We start from the raw sequence: 15,622 nt of genomic DNA on the forward strand, positions 1-15,622 counted from the left end.
GAATTATCATTAGCGTTTACATTAAGAAAAAAATCCTTACAATACCCTCACGCAACGCTGACGAAGCGAAGTATTTCTCAGCGAACGATGAATAATTTCATTAGAAATTCAATTGGTTAATTACTTTCACTTCAATCCAGGAAAGGTTTACCTCATGGAAACGCCACGTTACAGCAAGCTCGCCGCTCTGGTGATCGCCTCACTCAGCGCCACCGCCGCGCTGGCCGCGCCGCAGGACGACACCCAGGACACCATGGTCGTCACCGCCTCCGGCTTTCAGCAAAAAATTCAGGACTCTGCCGCTTCCATCTCGGTGATCCCGCGCCAGCAGATCGAAGATAAAGCCTATCGCGACGTGACCGATGCGCTGAAAGACGTACCGGGCGTAGTGGTCACCGGCGGCGCCAGCAGCAGCGACATCAGCATTCGCGGCATGTCTTCCAAGTACACGCTGATCCTGGTGGACGGCAAGCGCGTCGACACCCGCGGCACCCGGCCGAACAGCGATAACGCCGGCATCGAACAGGGCTGGCTGCCGCCGATGGAAGCCATTGAGCGCATCGAAGTGGTGCGCGGGCCGATGTCTTCGCTGTACGGTTCCGACGCCATGGGCGGCGTGATCAACGTCATCACCCGCAAAACCTCGCGCACCGAGTGGAAAGGCTCGCTGCACGGCGACGCCACCCTTCAGGAAAACCGCGATTCCGGCGATCTGTTCCAGACCAACGCCTACGCCTCCGGCCCGCTGGTTGAAGGCCTGCTCGGCCTGCGGGTCAACGGCCTGCTGTCGCGCCGCGCGGAAGATAAAATCACCAACGGTTACAACGAGCAGCGCATGCGCAGCGGCACCGCGGTGTTCACCCTGACCCCGGACGAGAAAAACGAATTCGACTTTGAAATCGGCCGCTCGCTGCAGGATCGCAACAGCACGCCGGGCAAATCGGTGGTAGCGGAACGCTGCAGCAAAGGCAAATGCACGCCGACATCGCGCAGCGAAAGCCTGTATACGCGCACCAACTACGCGCTGACCCACAACGGCTATTACGACTTCGGCAACTCCACCAGCTACGTTCAGCGGGAAGAGACCAACAACCCGGGCCGCAAAATGAAGATGTACAACACCATCTTCAACACCCAGAACCAGTTCGAGCTGGGTTCACACATGCTGAACCTCGGCGGTCAGTATCGCTATGAAAAACTGAGCGACAGCGGCAACCAGCTTGAATCGGCACAAGGTCTCAGCAAGCTGACGCGCTGGAGCTGGGCGCTGTTCGCCGAAGATGAGTGGGCATTGACCAACGACTTCAGTCTGACGACCGGCATCCGCATGGATCAGGACGAAAACTTCGGCAGCCACTGGACGCCGCGCATGTACGGGGTCTGGCACCTGACCGAACAGTGGACGCTGAAAGGCGGCGTCTCCGCCGGCTACAAATCGCCGGATCTGCGCCAATCCTCCGCCAACTGGGGCCAGGTCACCGGCGGCGGCGTGCGTAAAGGCATCATCGTCGGCAACCCGGATCTGCAGCCGGAGAAGAGCCTGAGCGAAGAGATCGGCCTGATGTGGGATAGCCTGAAAGGCGTCAACGCCGGGGTGACCGTCTTCAACACCGACTTCAAGAACAAGATCACCGAAGTGCGCCGCTGCGAAGACACGCCGGACTGTAAGATCGGCAATGACGTCTACGACTTTATCAGCGATCGCGTCAACGTCGACAAAGCCAATATGCGCGGCGTAGAAGCCACCTTCGGCTGGCAGATCAACAAAGACTGGAAGTGGAACACCAACTACACCTACACCTCTTCCGAGCAGAAGAGCGGCGAGTTCCAGGGCAAGGCGCTCAACCAGATGCCGAAGCACATGGTTAACACCGTGCTGGATTGGCGCGCCACGCAGGACCTCAGCCTGTGGTCGCGCGTTAATTTCCGCAGCAAAACGTCTGAGTATCTGAGCCGTACCTCGATGGCCAAGAGCACGCCGTCCTACACCTTCGTCGATGCGGGCCTGAGCTACCAGGCGGCGAAAAACCTGCAGCTGACCGGCGGGGTCTACAACATCCTCGACAAGACCGTGGATTACGATCACTACAACACCACGCTGGACGGCCGCCGTTACACCGTCGGCATGACCTACAACTTCTGATGCCCCCGGGCGCGCGCTGCGCGCCCTTTTCATTCCATCACCGTGAGGAAGCCCCATGAAATTACGCCGCTCCCCCCTGATGATCGCCCTGCTGGCCGCGATGGCGCTGGCGGGTTGCCACAGCAAAACCGACGCGCCGGCGGCCCCGGCCACCGTCAACGTTCAGCACCTGAACGGCAGCACCGAGGTGAAGAAACACCCGCAGCGCATCGTGGTGCTGGATTACGCCTCGCTGGAAACGCTGCAGCTGCTGGGCGTCGAGCCGCTGGCGCTGCCCGGCAATCGCAAAAACTTGCCGGATAGCCTGAAGCGCTATCAGGACGACAAATACCTCAATGCCGGCACCCTGTTCGAGCCGGATATGGCCGTGCTGCGCGCCGCCAAACCGGATCTGATCCTGATCGCCGGCCGGGCGTCCAAAGCCTATGACGAGCTGAACACGCTGGCGCCGACGCTGAATATGTCCGTCGATCAGCAGGATCAGTTGGGCAGCCTGAAACAGCGCACGCTGCAGCTGGGTGAGCTGTTCGATAAGCAGCAACAGGCGCAGGCGGCGATCAATAAGCTGGATGCGCAGATCGCGGCGGTCAAACCACAGGCCGCCCAGGCCGGACGCGGGCTGGTGGTGCTGTTCTCCGGCGGCAAGATCAGCGCTTACGCCCCCAAGAGCCGTTTCAGCTTCGTCTATGACGCCCTCGGCTTCGCGTCCGCGTTGCAGTCCGATGAAAAAGACGTGCGCGGCAACAAGCTGACGCCTGAGCAGGTGGCCAAACTGAATCCGGACTGGCTGTTCATCATCGACAGAGACGCCGCGACCGGGCGGCCGAACGCGGTGGCGCCGCAGAAAATCCTTACCACCACTGCGCTGAAGAAAACCGCAGCGGTGAAGAAAGGCCAGGTGGTTTACCTGCCGGCGGCCGAGGTTTATCTGTCCGGCGGCATCGTCACCGCCCAGCACGTCGTCGAACGCGTGAGCGAGGCGCTAACCCACGCTGCGCGATAAAAAAAGCCCGGCGATGCCGGGCTTTTTCCTGGATTAAATCGTCGGCTGGTTTACCAGGCCGTCGATCAGCACCTGCGGCGTGCCCTGCGAACAACGCTCGATGCGCCCGCGCACGCCGTAGACCCGCGCCAGGCTCTGCGGCGTAATCACCTGATCCGGCGCGCCGTCGGCGATCAGATCGCCATCCTGCAGCATCAACACGTGGTCGCCGTGGCGCAGCGCGATGTTGATGTCATGCACCACCACCACCGTCACGATATTGCGCTTGCGGGTTTCACGGCGCACCAAATCCATCACGTGGAACTGGTAGTTGAGATCGAGCGCGCTCAGCGGCTCATCCAGCAGCAGCAGCGACGGCTGACGGATCAGCGACTGCGCCAACCCCACCAGCTGTTTCTGGCCGCCGGATAGTTGATCGAGGTAGCTCAGCGCCAGGTGGGCGATGCCCAGCTGTTCCAGCAAAGCCATCACTTCCGCTTCGCTGCCGGCGTTGCTGCGGCCGCCCGAGGCGCGCTGCGCCACGATGATCGACTCCAGCACGTGCAGATGCACCCCGGCGGGCAGCGACTGCGGCAGGTACACCACTTTCTCCGCCCGACGGGCGAACGGCATCTGCATCAGATCGCCGTCGTCCAGCCACAGCTTGCCCTGCGCCGGGTTCAGCCCGGCCAGCGAGCGCAGCAGCGTCGATTTGCCGCTGCCGTTCGGCCCCAGCAGCACGGTGATTTGCCCGCGCGGCAGCATCGGCACCGAGAGATTGTCGATCACCTGACGCTTCGGGTAACCCGCCGAGAAGTTTTCTATCCGTAAACCCTGGCTCATACGTTCCCCCGATGGCGCAGAATAATGCTCAGGAAGAACGGCACCCCGACCAGCGAGGTGACGATGCCCACCGGAATGATCACGCCGGGCACCAGATTTTTGGACGCCACCGAGGCCATCGACAGCACCAGCGCGCCGATCAGCGCGCTGGCCGGCAGGTAGAAACGGTGATCTTCGCCGAAGATCATGCGGGCGATGTGCGGCGCCACCAGGCCGATAAAGCCGATCGGCCCGACGAAGGCCACCGCCAGCGCCGAGAGCATGCTGATGCGCAGCAGCGTGGTCAGCCGCAGACGGCGCACGTCGATGCCGAAACTCACCGCCCGGTCTTCCCCCAGACGCAGCGCGGTCAGTTTCCACGAGCTCATCATCGACAGCGGCAGCAGCACGGCGAATACCCCGAACAGAATACCCAGCTTGTCCCACGAGGCGCGCGCCAGGCTGCCCATGGTCCAGAACACCAGCCCCTGCAGCGTGTCCTCGCTGGCGATGAATTGCATCATCGAGACCAGCGCGTTGAAGGTAAACACCAGCGCGATGCCGAACAGCACCACGCCGGAGGTGGCGACCCGCGTCCAGCGCGTGATGCCGTCGAGCATCAGCGCGGCGAACAGCGCAAAGATAAAGGCGTTGGCGGAGATGAACCACTGATCGGGAATACCCGGAATGCCGATGCCGAGCACGATCGCCAGCGCGGCGCCAAAGGCCGCGGCGGATGATACGCCGAGGGTGAAGGGGCTGGCCAGCGGGTTATTCAGGATGGTCTGCATTTCCGCCCCGGCCAGACCGAGCGCAAAGCCCACCACCACCGCCATCAGCGCATAGGGCAAGCGGATGTCCCAGACGATCACCCGCGTGCCGGCATCGGCCGCGGCGGGGTCAAGCAGCGTTTGCCACAAAGACGACAGCGACAGGCCGGATGGCCCCATGGTGAAATCCAGCAGCAGCGAACCCAGGATCGCCAGTGCCAACACGCCCATCATCAACAGGCGATGGCGAAGAATATGCTGATAACGCCCCATCACGCCGGCGTTGGGTTGCCCCTTGGCGTCAGTCATGGGATCGGTGGATACGCTCATTCGTTAAGATACCTGTTACAACCATCATGACAGCGGCGCGAAGGCGTCCGCCGTAAACCGGAAAGCGCGCGGCGACCGCCTGCGCGCAGCCGCCCACAATAAAGCAAACGATAATACTTATCAATCATATCAATAGGTGAAAACAGCGTTGTCGAAATGTAATAATTTGTTTTTTCTCGCCATTTTTCAAACCACCACGCTTTCCCCCGCCAACGGCCAGTAGGTTAATTATTCTGAAAATTATTCCTGATCCGACCAGACTCTGACAAATAGCGGCAAAACCACATAGAATCCAAAACCACAGCACCGCGCGTGCAAAAAACTTTCAGGCCGCCGCAAGAGCGGCCTTATTGACGAGGCTGTAATGAGAAGTCCATCTCCGGCGGTAACGCCCAAACGCCCGGCGCTGCTGAACTGGCTGTTGCACAGCCCGCTGCACGCCGATGACGAACCGTTTCAACGCCAGCTGCGTCTCACGCTGACGCCCTCTCCTCTCACCCCCTGGCTGAATGCCGTGGGGCCAGCCGCGCTGTTGGTGGGGTACGCCTGGCTGAACCAACCGCTGGTCGGTATCGGCCTGCTGCTGCTGTTGCTGCTGTTGACCGCCGGGCGTGCCAGGTTGGCGCAAAGGCGCCAACCCGCTTGGCCGAACGCCATGCTGGTGACGGTGTTGTTGTGGGCGCTGCTGGTTGGCGCCAGCGCCGCGCTGGCGATGCTGTCGGGCCGCTTCGTGCTGATCCTGTTCGCCGGCCTGACCATCACCGCCCTGGCCTGCTGGTTGATGCAGCGCCATGCCGCCGCGCCGCGCTTCGCGCTGCTTGAGGTGATCGCGCTGACGCTGCCCTACCTGCTGGCGGCGCCGCTGTCGCGCGTGCAAAATCTGTTTGTCATGGCGGATCTCGCGCCGCTGTGGCTGGTGCTGGCCCATGGCATGATCGCGCGCTACCACCGCCAGTTGGTGCAGCACGTCACGCTGGCCTGGGAGAAGCAGCAGGCATCGCACCGCGATCGCCTGACCGGCTTTCTCAACCGCGCAGGCGGCGAGGTGGTGATGCGCAGCATCTGCCGCCCCGCAACGGCGCAGCCGATCTCCCACCTGTTCATTCTTGAGTTCGGTCCGCTGGCGGCGCTCTACCAAAGCCATGGCGTCCAGATCGGCGACGACGTACTGCGCACCGTCGGCGAGCGTCTCAAGACGCTGATCCGCCCGAGCGACTACGTCTGCCGCTATACCGGCGGCCTGTTTTTGATTCTGGTGCACGATCTGCCCTACGGCGCGGAAAGCGAGTTCCTGGCGCGCATCGTGCCACCGCTGGAGGCGCCTTACGATTTTGGCGCATTCGGCGAGGTGAACATGCAGCTCAACGCCGGCATTGTGGCGCTGACGCAGCATTATGCGACGGTGGAAGATTTGATGAGTTCGGCGCAGCAGGCGCTGGCGGAAGCCAAAGGCGGGAAAAAGTAAAGCCAAACGCGGCGGGAACCCCCGCCGCGTATCACTCACCGAAAATTACTTCACGTCCATCTTCGGAAATTCCATTTCGCTGTACTTCACGACACGGGTGCCTTGCGACAGCTTGTAACCGAACCAGATCAGCAGGAACAGCGGAATGCCGATGTAGGTCGCGGTCACGCCGTACCAGTCAATCTTGTCTTGCAGGAAGGCCTGGTAGTTCTGCCCCAGGGTAATGATCAGACACAACACGAAGGCGAAGATCGGCCCCAGCGGGAAGAACCCGGAACGGTACGGCAAGTCGTTGAGATCGTGTCCCTGCAGCATGTAACCGCGACGGAAACGGTAGTGGCTGATGGCGATGCCCAACCAGGCGATGAAGCCGGTCATGCCCGAGGTATTCAGCAGCCACAGGTAAACCGACTGGTTGCCGAACATCGAGGTCAGGAAGCACAACCCGGCCACCACGCAGGTCGCGTACAGCGCGTTGCGCGGCACGCCGCCTTTCGACAGCTTGGCGAAGATGCGCGGCGCTTTGCCTTCCGATGCCAGGGTGTACAACATGCGGGTCGATGCGTACATGCCCGAGTTACCGGCGGACAACACCGCCGTCAGGATCACCGCGTTCATCACCGCCGCCGCCGACAGCAGGCCGGCATGCTGGAACACCAGGGTGAACGGGCTGACGCTGATGTCTTTCACGTCATTGCGCAGCAGGCTCGGATCGGTATACGGAATGATCAGGCTGATGATCAGGATGGCGAAGATATAGAACAGCAGGATACGCCAGAACACCTGACGCACCGCGCGCGGAATATTTTTACCCGGGTTTTCCGATTCGCCGGCCGCGATGCCGATAAGTTCAGTGCCCTGGAACGAGAAGCCGACGATCATGGCCACGCCGATCATCGCCGAGAAGCCGCCGGCGAACGGCGCATCTCCAATGGTCCAGTTCTGCCAGCCGGCATGCTCGCCGCCTTTCAGAATGCCGACAATCATCAGCACGCCGACGGCGATGAAAATAATCACGGTGCTGACCTTGATCAGCGCGAACCAGTATTCCGCCTCGCCGAACCCTTTCACCGAAATGTAGTTCAGCAGGAACATCAGGCCGAGGAACAGCGCGCTCCAGATCCAGCCGGGCGTGTCCGGGAACCAGTAGCTCATCACCAATTGCGAAGCCACCAGGTCAACGGCGATGGTCACCGCCCAGTTGTACCAGTAGTTCCAGCCCAGTGCGAAGCCGAAGCCTTCTTCCACGTATTTGGCGCCGTAGGTGGAGAATGAACCGGAGACCGGCATAAAGGCCGCCAGTTCGCCCAGACTGGTCATCAGGAAGTACACCATCAAACCGATCAGAGCGTAAGACAGCAGCGCCCCGCCGGGACCTGCCTGAGAAACCGTGGCGCCCGAGGCGACGAACAGGCCGGTGCCGATGGAGCCGCCGATGGCGATCATGGTCAAATGCCGGGCTTTCAGCTCGCGGCGCAATCCGGGTGCTTGCTGCCCCGATGTTTTTATATCCTGCTGAGCCATTCGTTCCCTATCTATCTGCTCTTCGAAAAATGAGGGCGGATTGTAACAAATACCCGCCGGTGAACTAGCAACATTGCACCGATATAAGATAGCTTCATAATTCAGAGGCAATTATTAGCCGCGCCCCTTATGGCCTTACTTACTCTCATTAATGTGAGCGCGCGCAGGTTTTTATGCTTTCTTTGGCCTGCGCGGCGATAGAAGACGTGACGCGCTGTCGATCACAGCACGCAATAGCTGAGAAAACGTTGCAACGCGTTGGAGACGTGCTTTTGCCGATGGCGGATCAGGTACAGGGTGCGGCGCAGCGGCGGCAACGGCACCGGCAGTTCCACCAGCGCGCCGCTGGCCAGCTGCTCAGCCACCACCCGCCGGGACAGGCAGCTGATGCCGATACCGTGCCGCACCGCATGCTTGATCGCCTCCGAGTTGCCGAGCTCCATCACCAGCTGAAAGTGCGGCAGGTGTGCCAACAGCAGATGATCCAGCACCTCGCGGGTGCCAGAACCGCGCTCACGCAGGATCCAAGGCGCATTCGCCAGCGCCTCCAGCGTCGGCGGTTGACGGGTCAGCGGGTTATCCGGCGCAGCGAACACCACCAGCTCGTCCTCCAGCCACGGCTGCGTGACCAGCTCCGGCATATGGCAAGGCCCTTCGATCAGCCCCAGATCGACGCGAAAATCCGCTACCGCCACGATCACATCCTGGCTGTTGCCGACGTTCAGCTCCAGCGGCGTGGCCGGAAAGTCCCGGCGGTAACGGGCGATCATCTCCGGCAGCATATAGTTGCCGATGGTGCTGCTGGCGGCGATGCGCAGCGCCCCGCCATCATGGCGAAACAGCTGCTCGATCTCCCCCGCCTGCTCCAGCAGCGCCAGCGCCTTGGGGTACAGCAAGCGGCCGTGTTCGTTGATCACCAGCCGTTTGCCGACGCGATCGAACAGCTGCACGCCCAACTGCCCCTCCAGATCCGCCAGCGCCGCGCTGACCGCCGACTGCGACAGCGCCAGCACCACCGAGGCCTGAGTGGTCGAACCGCTTTTCAGCACTTCGGTGAAAACTTCCAGTTGACGCAACGTGATATGCATAGCCGTCCCGGTATTAAAAGAAGGTTCTGCCAGAGAACCCCAACATGGTGATGTGGGCAGCCCGGCCAGGCTACCCCGTTTGCGGCCAGATCGGCGCGCTATTTGCCCAAGGCGACCAGCTGCGCCGCCGCGGCCAGCACCGGCTCTCGCGGCGTGCCGGCTTCGTCCCGCAGTATCAATTGCAGCATCGCCGCGAGATGCTCGCGGTCGATCGTCTTGTTTTCTTCAATCAACCGCCGCACCGCGCGCCCCACTTCCTGATCTACCTGCTCTCTGCGTTGATCGTCGGTATCCATCGCCTGCTCCTGTTAGTTGGAAAGTTGACGGCGGCTCGCCGCACTTCCTCACCCTAGCCGCAATGCGGCGTTATGCCAATGCCTGATCCCATACCACTTATTCAGATAGGTTATAAATATATAATCAATTTCTCTTTTATTCAGCCCAAACGTACTCTTAGCAGCAAGAAACAGACTGAAGGACTGACTTTTATGGCGACTGATACCACTCACACTTATCCCGAGCGACGCTTTTCGCTGTTTGGCCTGCCGCGGCTGGTGCCGGGGCTGGCACTGACCGGCGCGCTCACCGCGCTGGCCGTCTGGGCCGGCGATATTCCCTGGGTGGCGGAGCTGGGGCTGGGGGCGCTGACGCTGGCGATCCTGCTCGGTATTCTGGTGGGCAACACGCTGTACCCCCACTGGCAAACCGTTTGTCACAGCGGCGTACAGCTGGCCAAACAGCGTCTGCTGCGTCTGGGCATTATCCTTTACGGCTTCCGGCTGACCTTTCAGCAGATCGCCGACGTCGGCGCCAGCGGCATCATCATCGACGCGCTGACTCTGATCACCACCTTCCTGCTGGCCTGCTGGCTCGGCAAGAAAGTGTTCGGCATCGACAGCCAAACCGCGATACTGATCGGCGCCGGCAGCAGCATTTGCGGCGCGGCGGCAGTGATGGCCACCGAGCCGGTGCTGAAGGCCGACTCCAGCAAAGTGGCGGTAGCGGTCTCGACCGTGGTGGTGTTCGGCACCCTGGCGATCTTCGCCTACCCGTGGCTGTATCAGTTGAATGAACACTTCCAGTGGCTGCCGTTCAGCCAGGAAACCTTCGGCATCTACGCCGGCTCCACCATTCACGAAGTGGCTCAGGTGGTCGCCGCCGGGCACGCCATCGGGCCGGACGCCGAAAATGCAGCGGTGATCGCCAAGATGATCCGCGTGATGATGCTGGCGCCGTTCCTGCTGCTGCTGTCGGGCTACATCAGCCGCGGCAGCGCAGGCAAGGCGGAAAAATCCGCCATCACCATTCCGTGGTTCGCCGTGCTGTTTATCGCCGTCGCCGGGCTGAACTCCTTCAACCTGCTGCCGGCCACGCTGGTGCGCCATCTGATCACCGCCGACACCTGGATGCTGGCGATGGCGATGGCGGCGCTGGGGTTGACCACCCACATCAGCGCCGTGCGCCAGGCCGGGGTGAAACCGATTCTGCTGGCCACGCTGCTGTTCGTCTGGCTGCTGGTCGGCGGCGGCGCGATAAACCAACTGGTGCAACACTGGTTCTAAACTCCCCTTCTGCGGCCCGCTTCGGCGGGCCGCATTTATTCCGCCCGCCATCAATGCCATAATGTCACCGATAACACAGGAGAATGAAGATGAAGTTTGTCGGTGCACATGTCAGCGCGTCAGGCGGCGTGGATCAAGCGGTTATCCGCGCGCACGAATTGGAGGCGACCGCGTTCGCCCTGTTCACCAAAAATCAGCGTCAATGGAAGGCCGCGCCGCTGGCCGCGGACGTGATCGATAAGTTCAAGAGCGCCTGCGCCCAGTACGGTTATGGGCCGGGGCAGATCCTGCCGCACGACAGCTACCTGATCAACCTCGGGCACCCGGTGGCCGAGGCGTTGGAAAAATCGCGCGAAGCGTTTATCGACGAGCTGCAGCGCTGCGAACAGTTGGGGCTGACGCTGTTGAACTTCCACCCCGGCAGCCACCTGCTGCAAATCGATGAAGATAAATGCCTGGCGCGCATCGCCGAATCGATCAACATCGCGCTGGACAAAACCGCCGGTGTGACGGCCGTGATCGAAAACACCGCCGGCCAGGGCAGCAATCTGGGCTTCAAATTCGAACACCTGGCGGCGATCATCGACGGCGTGGAAGACAAAAGCCGCGTCGGCGTCTGCATCGACACCTGCCACGCCTTCGCCGCCGGGTACGATCTGCGCACCGAAGAGACCTGCGAACACACCTTCAAACAGCTCGGTGACATCGTCGGTTTCAACTACCTGCGCGGCATGCACCTGAACGACGCCAAGAGCGAGTTCAACAGCCGCGTCGACCGCCACCACAGCCTGGGGGAAGGCAACATCGGCAAAACGGTGTTCAGCTACATCATGCGCGATCCGCGTTTCGACAATATCCCGCTGATTCTGGAAACGGTAAACCCGGATATCTGGGCGGAAGAGATCGCCTGGCTGAAGGCGCAGCAGTAACGCGGCGCCCAAACGACAAAACCGGAGCCTGGGCTCCGGTTTTTTTATGGCTGGATCGCCGTTACGCCACACTGGCCGCCGGTACTTCAGCACGTTTCAGCAGGGCATAAGCCACCCCGGCCAACAGCGTGCCGGCGGCGATCGCCACCAGGTACAGCAGCACCGGCGAAATCGCGCCCGGGATCAGCAGCACGAACAGCCCGCCGTGCGGTGCCATCAGTTTGGCGCCGAAGGCCATCGACAGCGCGCCGGTCAGCGCCCCGCCGGCGATGCAGCACGGCAGCACGCGCATCGGGTCGCGGGCGGCGAACGGAATCGCCCCTTCAGTGATGAAGCACAGCCCCAGCACCAACGCCGCCTTACCGCCTTCCTGTTCGGATTTCGGGAACTTGCGGCGCGCCAGCAGCGTCGCCAGCCCCATCGCCAGCGGTGGCACCATGCCCGCCGCCATGATCGCCGCCATCGGCGCATACACCGAAGAGCTGAGCAGCGCCACGCCGAACGCGTAGGCCGCTTTGTTCACCGGGCCGCCCATGTCGGTACACATCATGCCGCCGAGGATTGCCCCCAGCAGTACGGCGTTGGCGGTACCCAGCGATTGCAGCCAATGGGTCAGACCTTCCATGATCTTCGCCACCGGCGTGCCGACCACGTAAATCATGATGAGGCCGGTGATCAGGCTGGCGACCAGCGGAATGATCAAGATGGGCTTCAGCGCTTCCATACTTTGCGGCAGGCGCAGCTTGCTGCTGATCGCCTTGGCGACATAACCCGCCAGGAAGCCGGCGATGATGCCGCCGAGGAACCCGGCGCCGGTGCTCACTGCCAGCATGCCGCCGATCAGGCCCGGCGTCAGGCCCGGACGATCCGCGATGGAGAAGGCGATGAAACCGGCCAACACCGGCACCATCAGCGCAAAGGCGGAGCCGCCGCCGATCTGCATCAGCGCCGCCGCCAACGTGCCTTTGACTTCAAACGCCTTGATGCCGAACACGAAAGACAGCGCGATACACAGGCCGCCGGCCACCACCATCGGCAGCATGTAGGACACGCCGGTCAGCAGGTGACGATACGGGCCGTTGCCCTCTTTCTTTTTCGCCGCCGGCGCCGCGCCACCGCGCTGCTGCGGCTGGAACACTTCGGCTTCGGCCTGCGCCTTGTCCAGTTCCTGGGCGGTTTTCTTCAGCGCCAGACCGGTGGAAGTACGATACATCGGCTTACCGGCAAACTTGTCCAGATCCACTTCGATGTCCGCCGCGACGATCACCAGATCCGCCGCCGCCACTTCTTCCGGGGTGATGGCGTTGCCGGCGCCGACGGAACCGCGCGTTTCCACCTTCACCCACCAGCCGCGTTTCTTGGCTTCACTTTCAATGGCTTCGGCCGCCATAAAGGTGTGCGCCACGCCGGTAGGGCAAGCGGTGATCGCCACGATGCGTTTTTGCCCATTGGCTTTCACCGGTGCCGCCGCCTGCGGCGCCTGATAGGTTTCAGCTTCGGCCTTGGCACGCGCCAGAAAAGCGTCCGGTTCCCGCACCGCCTGTTCTACCTCGCCCACATACACCAATTTGCCGTTCAGCCCGGCGTCAGCAGGAGCAGCCTGCCCCGCCACCGCCACCAGTTCGGCGTCCTGCAGTGACTCGACCAGCGTCAGGCCAGTTTTGGCCGCGGCGGCCTCCAGCATGCGTTTCGCCAGGTGGCCACGGGCCTGCCCCAGCGAACTGTCTACCATCAGCAGCGTTTTCATTCTGCCTCCTGCTATTGATTGAAAGGTTTCAGATCGACGCGCGCCATCATCGCGGCCAACTGGGGACGATCGGTCACGCCGACGTTGCTTTGGCTGACCGCCAGCGCCGCTACCGCCGTGGCCAGACGCAGGGTGTGTTCGCTGGATTCGCGCATCAGCAGGCCATAAATCAGGCCGCCGACCATCGAATCGCCGGCGCCCACGGTGCTGACCACCTCACAGGACGGCGGTTTGGCGATCCAGGCACCGGACGCGTTAACCCACAGCGCGCCTTCCGCACCGAGGGATATCACCACGTGGGCGATGCCCTGCTCGCGCAGCGCATGCGCGGCCTCAACCACGTCCGCCAGCGCTGGCAGCGGGCGGCCGGCCCAGATTTCCAGCTCGCGGCGGTTCGGTTTGACCAACCACGGCGAGGCCTTCAGCCCGGCGACCAGCGCTTCGCGGCTGCTGTCGAAAATGATGCACGGGCACTTGGCGCGCAGCTGGGTCATCCAGTCGGTAAAGGCGTCGGGATCGACACCGGCCGGCAGACTGCCGCTCACCGCCACCATGTCGAACTGGCCCAGCCAGCTCAGCGAGTCGCTGACGAAGCGATCCCAGTCCTGCGGCGTCACTTCGAAACCGGAGAAGTTGAAGTCGGTGACTTCGCCGTCTTTTTCCGTCAGCTTGACGTTGATGCGGGTACGGCCCGGCACCACCTGAAAGCGGTTGGCGATCCCCAGATCGCTGAACAGCAGCTGGAAACCGTCCTGATTGTCTTTGCCCAGGAAGCCGCCGACGGTGACGTCGATGCCTAAATCCTTCAACACCTTGGCGACGTTGATGCCCTTACCGGCGGCGTGCAGGCCGGCGGTTTTTACCCGGTTGACTTCCCCGCGCTCGATCTGCGGGCAGAAACCCACCAGATCGTACGCCGGGTTCAGGGTGATCGTTGCTACTCTTCTGCTCATGCTGCGCCCTCGCCCAGTCCTTCATTAATCGCTTCGCCAATCGCCTTCAGCGCGGCTTCAGCATCTTCTCCATTGGCGGTAAAGCGCAGGTGATGCCCTTTCTTCACGCCCAGCGCCACCACCTTCATCAGGCTGCGCCCGTTGGCCGGCTTGCCGCTGCCGTCCAGGTTGGTGACGGTGATGTCACTGTTGAAACTTTTGATCACGTTGACCAGCGCCGTGCCCGGCCGCGCGTGCAGACCGTGCTCGTTGCGGATCACGAACTCGGCGCTCAGCACGCTGCTCTCCTCAGCCACTTCGCTGGTCAGCAGCGCCAGCACGCCGGCGGCATCCGCCTTCAGCAAACGTTCAGCTTTATTGGCCAGCAGCAGATCGCTGAGGTAGTTGAGCACCGCCAGCGGCTGCGCGTCGGCGACCGACACCGTCAGCAGCAGCGCCACCGGCTCGCCGTCTTCCACGAAAGCCTGCGCCGGGCGGCTGACGGTGGCCGCGCTGGCCAGGTTGCCTTCGACGCTGTCGCTCAGCCAGATGCCCTGCCCCAGGTTCAGCGGCTTGCGGGTGATGACATCGCTGACGAACTGCGCGTTGACCGCGCCGGCCTTTTGCAGCCGGCCGGCGTTCAGCGCCTGCAGCGTCATCAGGCTGTCGGCGGCGACGTCGAGCGCAATCAGCGAGACGTCGAACTGGAATTCGGCGCTCTGCTGCTCGCCCATCAGCAGGCTGCGCAGCTCTTCCGCAGAGGTGGTTTGTGCCAGCCGCTCCGCCACGCTGTCATCACTCAGGACGTGGGTGAGCTGGCGCAGCAGCGCCAAATGCTCGTCGGAGCGGGCGGCGATGCCGATCGCCACATAGGCGGTCTGGCCTTCGCCCCACGCAATGCCCTGCGGGAACTGGAACACCTGCACGCCGGTTTTCAACACCAGATCGCGGGTATCGGTGGTGCCGTGCGGAATGGCGATGCCGTTGCCCAGATAGGTGGACGTCTGCAGTTCGCGCTGCAGCATGCCGTCCACGTAACCGGCGCTGACGCAGCCGGCTTCGGTCAGGGCGGCGGCCACCAGGTGGATGGCCTCTTGCTTACCGTCGGCAACGGCGCCCAGATGAATGTCTTGCGGTGACAACTGGAACATGATTCTCCTCTCCTGCTGAATTGAATCGTTTCAGCTTCATTGAGAAAAAGGAGCGTTATCCGTTCGCCACAAGCGGCCGGACAACGCTGAAACGTTTCAAGGAGTGTGTGAGCAGCACAAGGCGAAAGCAAGCTTTCTCCCTTTCGCCATTGCAGATTTTTGAGCTTACGCACACTT

13 protein-coding genes are annotated in these 15,622 nt (G+C 62.1%); 5 read left to right on the forward strand and 8 right to left on the reverse strand.

Annotated features, from left to right (window positions below):
* Positions 1–154: 154 nt before the first annotated feature.
* Positions 155–2,143, forward strand: a complete 1,989-nt coding sequence (locus GT753_RS12470; protein ID WP_004935657.1) for a ligand-gated channel protein — start codon at positions 155–157, stop codon at positions 2,141–2,143.
* A gap of 55 nt (positions 2,144–2,198) precedes the next feature.
* Positions 2,199–3,146, forward strand: a complete 948-nt coding sequence (locus GT753_RS12475) for a siderophore ABC transporter substrate-binding protein (RefSeq protein WP_075685456.1) — start codon at positions 2,199–2,201, stop codon at positions 3,144–3,146.
* Between the two features lie 33 nt (positions 3,147–3,179).
* On the opposite strand, the gene GT753_RS12480 is transcribed toward GT753_RS12475, so the two are convergent.
* Both GT753_RS12480 and GT753_RS12485 read right to left on the reverse strand, forming a co-directional pair.
* Complete coding sequence (locus tag GT753_RS12480) at positions 3,180–3,968, reverse strand: ABC transporter ATP-binding protein (RefSeq protein WP_004935663.1); 789 nt, start codon at positions 3,966–3,968, stop codon at positions 3,180–3,182.
* On the reverse strand, positions 3,965–5,047 hold the full coding sequence (locus GT753_RS12485) for an iron ABC transporter permease (protein ID WP_004935667.1): 1,083 nt from the start codon (positions 5,045–5,047) through the stop codon (positions 3,965–3,967). The genes GT753_RS12480 and GT753_RS12485 overlap by 4 nt, the downstream gene beginning before the upstream one ends.
* Before the next feature lie 364 nt (positions 5,048–5,411).
* Between GT753_RS12485 and GT753_RS12490 the strand changes: the two genes are divergently transcribed.
* Complete coding sequence (locus tag GT753_RS12490; protein WP_015378516.1) at positions 5,412–6,512, forward strand: GGDEF domain-containing protein; 1,101 nt, start codon at positions 5,412–5,414, stop codon at positions 6,510–6,512.
* A 45-nt stretch (positions 6,513–6,557) separates the two neighbouring features.
* On the opposite strand, the gene GT753_RS12495 is transcribed toward GT753_RS12490, so the two are convergent.
* The 3 genes from GT753_RS12495 to GT753_RS12505 form a co-directional block, all read right to left on the reverse strand.
* A complete protein-coding gene (locus GT753_RS12495) occupies positions 6,558–8,036 on the reverse strand; it encodes an amino acid permease (protein WP_015378517.1) in 1,479 nt (492 codons plus the stop codon).
* A gap of 221 nt (positions 8,037–8,257) precedes the next feature.
* Positions 8,258–9,124 carry a DNA-binding transcriptional regulator YeiE gene (gene yieE, locus GT753_RS12500; RefSeq protein ID WP_021505917.1) on the reverse strand — a complete coding sequence of 289 codons (867 nt, stop codon included), beginning with the start codon at positions 9,122–9,124 and terminating at the stop codon, positions 8,258–8,260.
* Positions 9,125–9,222: 98 nt separating this feature from the next.
* A complete protein-coding gene (locus GT753_RS12505) occupies positions 9,223–9,420 on the reverse strand; it encodes a hypothetical protein (protein ID WP_015378519.1) in 198 nt (65 codons plus the stop codon).
* Between the two features lie 192 nt (positions 9,421–9,612).
* On the opposite strand from GT753_RS12505, the gene GT753_RS12510 reads away from it, so the two are divergent.
* Together GT753_RS12510 and nfo are read left to right on the forward strand one after the other, a co-directional pair.
* Complete coding sequence (locus GT753_RS12510) at positions 9,613–10,686, forward strand: YeiH family putative sulfate export transporter (RefSeq protein ID WP_015378520.1); 1,074 nt, start codon at positions 9,613–9,615, stop codon at positions 10,684–10,686.
* 89 nt (positions 10,687–10,775) lie between these two features.
* The gene (gene nfo, locus GT753_RS12515) at positions 10,776–11,615 is read left to right on the forward strand and encodes a deoxyribonuclease IV (RefSeq protein WP_004935697.1); all 840 of its coding nucleotides are present in this window, start codon (positions 10,776–10,778) and stop codon (positions 11,613–11,615) included.
* A gap of 61 nt (positions 11,616–11,676) precedes the next feature.
* Here the strand turns inward: nfo and fruA are convergent, their stop codons facing one another.
* From fruA to fruB, 3 genes are read right to left on the reverse strand one after another with little or no spacing between them, the layout of a single operon-like run.
* Positions 11,677–13,362, reverse strand: coding sequence for a PTS fructose transporter subunit IIBC (gene fruA / locus GT753_RS12520; RefSeq protein ID WP_160125627.1), 1,686 nt, complete (start codon positions 13,360–13,362; stop codon positions 11,677–11,679).
* Between the two features lie 11 nt (positions 13,363–13,373).
* On the reverse strand, positions 13,374–14,315 hold the full coding sequence (gene fruK / locus GT753_RS12525; RefSeq protein WP_004935702.1) for a 1-phosphofructokinase: 942 nt from the start codon (positions 14,313–14,315) through the stop codon (positions 13,374–13,376).
* Positions 14,312–15,445 (reverse strand): fused PTS fructose transporter subunit IIA/HPr protein, encoded by a 1,134-nt coding sequence (fruB, locus tag GT753_RS12530; RefSeq protein ID WP_015378524.1) that lies wholly within the window; start codon positions 15,443–15,445, stop codon positions 14,312–14,314. Before fruB ends, fruK begins: the two co-directional genes overlap by 4 nt.
* Positions 15,446–15,622 lie beyond the last annotated feature (177 nt).

Source organism: Serratia sp. Z4 (assembly GCF_009900725.1).
GTDB lineage: Bacteria > Pseudomonadota > Gammaproteobacteria > Enterobacterales > Enterobacteriaceae > Serratia > Serratia nematodiphila.

Excerpts from the sequence above, each read along its gene's own strand:
- fruK (WP_004935702.1), bottom strand. The coding sequence starts at position 14,315 with ATGAGCAGAAGAGTAGCAACGATCACCCTGAACCCGGCGTACGATCTG.
- nfo (WP_004935697.1), top strand. The coding sequence starts at position 10,776 with ATGAAGTTTGTCGGTGCACATGTCAGCGCGTCAGGCGGCGTGGATCAA.
- GT753_RS12505 (WP_015378519.1), bottom strand. The coding sequence starts at position 9,420 with ATGGATACCGACGATCAACGCAGAGAGCAGGTAGATCAGGAAGTGGGG.
- GT753_RS12475 (WP_075685456.1), top strand. The coding sequence starts at position 2,199 with ATGAAATTACGCCGCTCCCCCCTGATGATCGCCCTGCTGGCCGCGATG.
- GT753_RS12490 (WP_015378516.1), top strand. The coding sequence starts at position 5,412 with ATGAGAAGTCCATCTCCGGCGGTAACGCCCAAACGCCCGGCGCTGCTG.
- GT753_RS12470 (WP_004935657.1), top strand. The coding sequence starts at position 155 with ATGGAAACGCCACGTTACAGCAAGCTCGCCGCTCTGGTGATCGCCTCA.
- GT753_RS12495 (WP_015378517.1), bottom strand. The coding sequence starts at position 8,036 with ATGGCTCAGCAGGATATAAAAACATCGGGGCAGCAAGCACCCGGATTG.
- fruA (WP_160125627.1), bottom strand. The coding sequence starts at position 13,362 with ATGAAAACGCTGCTGATGGTAGACAGTTCGCTGGGGCAGGCCCGTGGC.
- GT753_RS12510 (WP_015378520.1), top strand. The coding sequence starts at position 9,613 with ATGGCGACTGATACCACTCACACTTATCCCGAGCGACGCTTTTCGCTG.
- GT753_RS12480 (WP_004935663.1), bottom strand. The coding sequence starts at position 3,968 with ATGAGCCAGGGTTTACGGATAGAAAACTTCTCGGCGGGTTACCCGAAG.
- GT753_RS12485 (WP_004935667.1), bottom strand. The coding sequence starts at position 5,047 with ATGAGCGTATCCACCGATCCCATGACTGACGCCAAGGGGCAACCCAAC.
- yieE (WP_021505917.1), bottom strand. The coding sequence starts at position 9,124 with ATGCATATCACGTTGCGTCAACTGGAAGTTTTCACCGAAGTGCTGAAA.
- fruB (WP_015378524.1), bottom strand. The coding sequence starts at position 15,445 with ATGTTCCAGTTGTCACCGCAAGACATTCATCTGGGCGCCGTTGCCGAC.